The organism is Vibrio sp. 1CM8B (assembly GCF_023161685.1).
Classification (GTDB): Bacteria; Pseudomonadota; Gammaproteobacteria; order Enterobacterales; family Vibrionaceae; genus Vibrio; species Vibrio coralliirubri.
Map to the genome: position 1 here is coordinate 43180 of NZ_JALNTU010000003.1, position 6820 is coordinate 49999.

General features: G+C 43.0%; 6 protein-coding genes. 5 read left to right on the forward strand and 1 reads right to left on the reverse strand.

The window, feature by feature from the left end; all coding sequences use genetic code 11:
- Window positions 1-112 precede the first annotated feature (112 nt).
- The 5 genes from MSG36_RS06800 (at window position 113) to MSG36_RS06820 (ending at window position 6231) form a co-directional block, all read left to right on the forward strand.
- The gene (locus tag MSG36_RS06800; RefSeq protein ID WP_248366836.1) at window positions 113-1177 is read left to right on the forward strand and encodes an HlyD family secretion protein; all 1065 of its coding nucleotides are present in this window, start codon (window positions 113-115) and stop codon (window positions 1175-1177) included.
- Window positions 1178-1180: 3 nt separating this feature from the next.
- Window positions 1181-2731, forward strand: coding sequence for a DHA2 family efflux MFS transporter permease subunit (locus MSG36_RS06805; protein WP_048615305.1), 1551 nt, complete (start codon window positions 1181-1183; stop codon window positions 2729-2731).
- A gap of 275 nt (window positions 2732-3006) precedes the next feature.
- Window positions 3007-4596, forward strand: a complete 1590-nt coding sequence (locus MSG36_RS06810) for a response regulator (protein ID WP_248366838.1) — start codon at window positions 3007-3009, stop codon at window positions 4594-4596.
- Complete coding sequence (locus MSG36_RS06815; RefSeq protein ID WP_048660260.1) at window positions 4590-4922, forward strand: Hpt domain-containing protein; 333 nt, start codon at window positions 4590-4592, stop codon at window positions 4920-4922. Before MSG36_RS06810 ends, MSG36_RS06815 begins: the two co-directional genes overlap by 7 nt.
- Window positions 4923-5334: 412 nt before the next feature.
- On the forward strand, window positions 5335-6231 hold the full coding sequence (locus MSG36_RS06820; protein WP_248366840.1) for a sigma-70 family RNA polymerase sigma factor: 897 nt from the start codon (window positions 5335-5337) through the stop codon (window positions 6229-6231).
- A 216-nt stretch (window positions 6232-6447) separates the two neighbouring features.
- Here MSG36_RS06820 and MSG36_RS06825 read toward each other — a convergent pair whose 3' ends face one another.
- Window positions 6448-6801: a hypothetical protein gene (locus MSG36_RS06825; protein ID WP_248366842.1), complete on the reverse strand. Its 354-nt coding sequence runs from the start codon at window positions 6799-6801 to the stop codon at window positions 6448-6450.
- Window positions 6802-6820: the final 19 nt, after the last annotated feature.

The following is a 6820-nucleotide window of genomic DNA, read 5'->3' on the forward strand; positions in this document are numbered from 1 at the left end:
CTCTATTAGTTAGATTTTTGCAACAGTGTTTCCCTTTTTTCCTATCTTATCAATCAATCGAATTCATTTACAATTCGTTACATCTAAATAAAAACAAAATGAGAAATAAAAAATGACAGGGAACAACAACGCTTCGCAATCAGTAAGCACAAAAAAACGTAAAAAAGCTCCGCTTATTGCTACTGCGATCATGCTGTCATTGGGTTTAGCCGGTGCTGGGTACTGGTACGGTTATGGCCAGTACTTTGAATCTACCGACAATGCCTACCTACAAGGCGACATCACGAATATTAGCCCTAAGGTGTCTGGCTATATTGTTAAGTCTTACGTGAGTGATAACCAATCGGTTAAAGAAGGTGATTTGCTGGTTCAAATCGATGACCGTGATTACCAGTCAGCACTTGCTCAAGCAAACGCCCATTTAAGCGTCGTGCAATCAGACGTCAAAAATCTAGTGGCACAACAAACGTTACAACGTAGCAAGATTAATCAAGCAGAGAGCCGCGTTGATTCTGCACAAGCTGAATACGAACGCGCGATTCAACAAGTGGTACGTTCTCGTAGCTTACTAAAGCGTAACTACGCGTCTCAAGATGAAGTCGACAGCATGGTCGCACAGCAAAAAGTGACTCAAGCAGATTTAGAAGAAGCAAAAGCAAACCTCGTTGCAACCAATGATCAATTAACCGTTATCGCTAGTGAGATTGAGCAAGCAAATGCATCCGTGACCGAAGCTCAAGCCCAAAGAGATCAAGCACAACTTAACCTTGATTACACCAAAGTTTACGCGCCAGCAGATGGCGTGATTGGTAAACGCAGCGTACGTGAAGGCTTGCTGATTCAAGCAGGCGCACCACTGATGAGCTTGGTACCAAACAACCAAGTGTGGATTGAAGCCAACTTCAAAGAGACACAGCTAAGTGGTATTCACAAAGGTCAGACGGTTGAGGTAGAGCTGGATGCGTTCCCGGGGCTGCCGCTTGAAGGTGTGGTAGACAGCTTCTCCCCTGCGACTGGCGCTAAGTTTGCGCTCTTACCACCAGAAAACGCGACCGGTAACTTCACTAAAATCGTTCAACGTGTACCAGTGAAAATTACGATTCCAGATCAGCAAGAGTTGAAAGGTCGACTGCTTCCTGGTTTGTCTGTGGTAGCGACCATCGATAAACGAGGCTAGACCATGAGTAACGCTGGTGTTGTCACCCAAACTAATGATGGTGACGAGGTTTCAAGACGTCATTGGATCGCCCTATTTGGCGGCTTAATCGGCGCGTTCATGGCGATCTTGGATATTCAGATCACCAACTCGTCTCTCAAAGATATTCAAGGTGCGCTATCAGCCACCTTGGATGAAAGCTCGTGGATCTCTACGTCTTACCTAGTGGCAGAGATGATCGCTATCCCACTCAGTGGTTGGCTTTCTAAAGCGCTCGGTAAACGCCGTTATATCACGTGGACGACGGCCATCTTCACCATTTCATCTTTGTTGTGTTCGTTTTCTTGGAACATGACCTCGATGATTGTATTCCGCGCGATGCAAGGCTTCAGTGGTGGTGCTTTAATCCCGCTTGCTTTCTCGCTAGTGATTCAGTTGTTGCCGGTCAACAAGCGCGCTGTGGGTATGGCACTGTTTGGTGTAACCGCGACCTTTGCTCCATCGATTGGCCCTACTTTTGGTGGCTGGCTGACGGAGAACTTCTCGTGGCACTATATTTTCTACATCAATATTCCGCCAGCTTTGCTTGTGATCACCATGATCCGATATGGCTTGGACGATGAAAAGCTCGACCTTGGCACGCTCAAAAAAGCAGACTGGTTTGGTATCGCCACCATGGCATTAGGGCTAGGTTGTTTGGAAGTAGTACTAGAAGAAGGTAACCGTGAAGAGTGGTTCAGTTCGAGCTTTATTGTTGGCTTGAGTATCGTCTCTGCGGTGAGTTTGGTTTACTTCGTGATAAACGAGCTTCAACACAAGAAGCCATTGGTTAACCTGCGGCTATTGCGGGATGGGCAGTTTGCGATGTCCTGTATCGCCTATTTGATTCTAGGGATGGCATTGCTTGGTTCTATCTATGTTCTGCCGATGTATCTCACTCAAATTCAGCAATATAATGCGATGGAAATTGGTGAAGTGTTAATGTGGATGGGTTTCCCACAGCTTCTGATATTCCCAATTGTGCCTAAGCTAACACAGATCATTAAGCCTAAGTACTTGGTTACCTTTGGCTTCGCGATGTTCGGATTAAGTTGTTACGTAAATACACACATGACAATCGATTTTGGCGGACAACAGCTGATTTTATCTATGGTTCTGCGTGCTATTGGTAGTCCGTTCATCATGGTTCCGCTGTCTTTGGTTGCCATGAAAAACATCAGCAAAATGGACACGCCAGATGCATCAACGTTAACCAACGTAATGCGAAACTTAGGGGGCGCTTTCAGCATCGCGATTATTGCTACGTTACTCGACAACAAAACGCGTGAGCACTTGGCACACATCAAGGAATCGTTACCTTCCGTGAGTCAACTTGGTTGGCAGACGCTTCAGCAACAACAAGCGTTTTTTATTCAGTCAGGAAGTGATGCGGCAACTGCGATGCAACAAGCGCAAGCAAGCTTACTTGGTACAATGCAACGTGACGCTGCCATCATGGCTTACAACGATGTGTTCTTAATGATGACGGCGTTCTTGGCCCTAGCCGCGGTGTTGATTCTAAACATGCGTGATTAGCGCAGGAGTTTAAGTAAATAAAGCTTCAAGCAAATAAAAACATTTCGAATAAAAACTCGAATATAAAACAAAGAGGTGAGCTTATCGGCTTGCCTCTTTTTTATTTCTAAAACACGTATAACCCCACAAAAATCAGGTAAAAGTAACCTGCGTTTGAAGGATTTCATAAATGTTTTAATTACCAATAGTTTATTGAGTGTTTGTATGTGATATAGGCACCTTGACAATGTGCAACTTGACACCTAGATTAAAAATAACATTTGGTATTGAGGAAAATGGATTTGACCTTACCACCTGACCTACGAGTTTTAATTGTCGACGACTCCAAGAGTGCAACTATTCTTATAAAGCAGCAACTCTCGAGCTTGGGCATTTCACATGATTGCATCTTTATTGCGACCGACTATCGACAAGCAATTAAAGCGGTCGAGACGCACTCTTTTCATGTACTCCTCATTGACTACCACTTAGAACAGTCTTTTACTGGCTTTGAGCTGTTGGGTATTCTGTATCGAAATCGCCTGATAGACCATACTGTGGCAACAATCTTGCTCTCTGGGGATATGCGTCAGGAAACAGTATTAACCGCCCTTTCAGGTGAAGCACACCACTTCGTTTCTAAACCGATTAATACTCAAACGTTGGGTAAAAAGATCCAAAGTGCCGTGTCCGTTTCGAAGAAGCTCACCCAACTGAATGATTTATATCCAATTGCCAGTCAAGAGAGATTAGCTCAAGCTTTGGCGATCTCCCCTAATGGTACTAGCGTCCAGTTCGAAGCGACATTGATTGAACATTTAATTGCAGGTAAGAAATGGCAGTTACTCACTAGCGTCATTAACAACTCGAAAACCAACATGCACCCAACAAAATTGGTGGCTGAGGCGCTCGTTCTCGACAGCTTAGGCAAGCCAAATTTAGCCATAGATAAGCTCCACAATTTTCTGATAGCGCAGCCACTCTCATTGAGCGTGATTGACTGCTTAAGCTGTATCTATGAAAAACACAAGATGCTGCTGCCTGCTCTTAAATTGGCGATTCGTGCATTTGAGATGACACCGAGTATCAGCCATCGTGCAATCAGGGCCATCGACTTAGCTGAGAACGCAGATAACACACATATGATCATAAAGTTAGGTGAAATGTATGCTACCCACATTTCAGCTGCTGATATTGATGTCATCCATTCCATTGGTGCGCACTTTAATTCGTTAAAAGCAACGTATCAGCGCGAGACGCAGCTAAAGTACAAACGTATTTTGCTTGAGCACGCCAACCAATTCACCGAGTTGGTAAACCTGAAACTTCCGGTAAAACAACAGCAGCAAGTTTTGGCCAGCCTTGCCCTATTTCAGAGCAGCATATTGCTCATCGAAAATAGCCCTCAGGTTGCCCACAAAAAAGTGATTAGAGCTTCGACCCTGTTAGCGAATAATTTCCAAAGCCAACCGACTTACTTGCTCGCTCAACTATTACCACTGCTCGTCCACTTTGGTGAGTACTCTCTTTATCACTTAGCAGTGGCATGCCTAAAATCTCGGGGAGAAGCAGTAAGTCACAAACTTGAGTCCAAAAATGTCGACCCTTCAACGTGTATAAACATTGAAAACTTTGGGTCGATCCAAGAATTAAAGGACTACATTCACAGTTACCCATATTCAGTTGCCGCCAAACTTGACTATATATATGCCGTCCATAAAGCTCATATAGATGAGAAACTTAGCGACGACTATTTAGAAGAAATCTTACAATTAGAACTTCCTCCAAAATGGAACCAATGGATTAGTGATTCATCACGGTATGGTTTTTCCACTAAGCCGCCTAGCCCATTTTCAACATGCAGCCGACAGGAGTCCACATGCTAGACTTTGATGCTTTAAACGCCTATTTAGACAACGACAGAGAAGTCATTTACGCCGTTTTGTCTACATATCAAGAAGACCATGGCAATTCGCTACAAGAAATCGAAGAGTTGGTTCAACAACAAGATTGGGGCAAACTTCATTTTACGGTGCACACCTTAAAAGGCATTCTAGCCAGTTTTGGGGAAGAAACGGCGACTGTTGCATTAGAAAGAGTAGAGCAAAACACACTTAATAAGCTTGCTCCGCAAGCTGATGATCTTTCCGTTATCTACAGCGAAATGAAGATCATTAATCAACAAATTGATGAGGTTCTTAGCACTTATTAGTCGATAGAATTAAGACGTGCGTGGCGATACTTAATAGCCGATACAGCTAAAAGAGTTGAGGTACTTGGAAACATTGAACCTCGACTCTTACCATTTTTTTCATCATATCCCCTCTCAATTATAGATCTAACCCACACCTATAATTTCACGGCATTTATCTAGGCAAAGCAATACATAACACATGCTTTATAAACCAGCCATCTTGATGTTTTAAATGAAAAACCAACACACTGGATGAGATGCAAAATAGTTAAATATTTGTAGATTTTTTTGTGACATAAACATACGAAATTGCATTTTATTTATTGGTAAAGAAGAAACTGTTATCTACACTCTAATGAAACCAAGCGTTAATCACTTGGTGGCATAATAATAAAATAAAACGTTCAGTCGGCTAGATAAGGACAAGGAAATGAACAACGATAGTTTTGCTGCGTTTCAGGGGCTCACGGATGAAACACCCATTACCGAATCATTTTCTACCAGTGCAGACCCTTATGCTCATTATCTGAAAGATATTGTTGGCATTGATCTGCTGTCGCGTGAAGATGAAGTGTATTACGCAAAATTGAATCGCGCGGGTGATAAAAAAGCGCGTGATGTTATGATCGAATCAAACCTGCGCCTTGTTGTGAAAATCGCAAAAAGTTACCTAAAACGTAAAGGTAATAATTTCACCCTGCTCGACCTAATCGAGGAAGGCAACATTGGCTTGATTAAGGCCATCGACAAATACGATCCAGAACCAGGTTATCGTTTTTCAACCTATGCTGTGTGGTGGATCCGCGAAAACATTGAAGCCGCACTGATGAACACGGGTCGAACCGTTCGATTGCCAGCCCACGTATGTAAAGAAATAAACAGCCTCGCCTCAAAAAAGCTCGATGTAAGCAAAAAAATGAGTAAAGGGGTTTCAATTTCTGAGCTATCAGACAGTTCAGGTGTTAAGGCCGAACGCGTCGATCAATTGGTGGCGTTAAGCGGGTTTATTGACGTGACGACAACGGTTGGAACTAGCCATGCGCCTATGGTGCTTGATCAATGCGAAAGTGAATATATCCCCGACCCTCAACAAGATTGTGAAGATCAATCCTTTACCCAAGCTCTAGAACAAATCATCCATACACTTCCTCCAAAATTACAAAAGGTGCTAATCCACCGTTTTGGTTTCTTTGATAACAACGTGAAAACGCTGTCTGAGGTCGGACAAATGTTGGATGTGAATGTTTCTAACGAACGTGTTAGACAAATGCAGAAAGAAGCGGTCGAGAGAATTCAAAAACGACTCAAATTTGATGGTTGGGTGTAAGTCGTAACCCAGTTGAGAATTAGTTGAAAATAGCGTTAAGCCAAAACAGCAACGTAATTAAAAAAACAACGGAAGTAAAACAAAGAACCTTTAGGGTGAGCCTCCAAGCTTGCCCTTTTTGTTTGCCTGATTCGCTAGAAAAACAAAAAGATCTTAAGCACACGAACCCTAAGTCGCTAATGGCTAATGGCTAATTACAAGTACCAAAGCATTAACTTACCTTAGAGAAGTGACTCGCTCACTGCGCAAAATGAGATAATTGATATAAGTGGTTTCAAGACAATCTTGTTCCCACACTGATAAAATCCGTTTGGCCGCAAAATAATAATCTTTGTTTCTCAACAACATCCCAACGGTACGGCTAAGCTTTTCGAATCGAACGTGATCGCTCGCAGAAATGTAGTCATCGTCACTTTCAATAATGGGCGCTAAACCATCAGCAAACCAATTATTCAATATTTCTCGCATCTCCAATTCAGACTCAGGCACATCCACACTCGACAATTCACGATGTTGAGGTGGTGGCACAATGTATCTCGACGCTTGTGGCGAACTGACATAACGATACATGTCGTCCCTCCTTTTAATT